Here is a 335-nt window from a genome sequence, read left to right as displayed (position 1 = left end):
GTTCGTCAAGGCTGCGGCCCGGGTGAACAACCGGGCAGAGAATAGTCATCAGCCTACGCGTGAACGTGAGCGGCGCATGCGCGGATTTCGCGGCCCGAAGCGCACGCAGGATTTTCTCTCCAGCTTCAGCCTGATCCGGCAGCACTTCGCGCTCAAGCGACACCTGCTACGTGCTTCGCTCTATCGCAAACAACTCGCATCCCGATTGGCTGCGTGGCGCGAATTCACCGGCATCGCTCAAAATCCGTCGACTGTCTCCTGAGCGATTGCCTCTTCGCCGTAGTCCGAGCCACTGCCGACAAGTTGATCATCATTGAAAGGCCTCCTGGCCGCCC

At 60.3% G+C, this 335-nt stretch carries 1 pseudogene; it reads left to right on the top strand.

Features of this window, described 5'->3' with window-relative positions:
• Positions 1-262 (top strand): annotated as a pseudogene (locus tag AB4Y34_RS42185) (IS6 family transposase); the annotation flags it as partial.
• Positions 263-335 lie beyond the last annotated feature (73 nt).

This window comes from Paraburkholderia sp. BR10954 (genome assembly GCF_040965775.1).
Lineage (GTDB): Bacteria > Pseudomonadota > Gammaproteobacteria > Burkholderiales > Burkholderiaceae > Paraburkholderia > Paraburkholderia youngii.
This window is presented reverse-complemented; position numbering and strand designations above follow the sequence as displayed.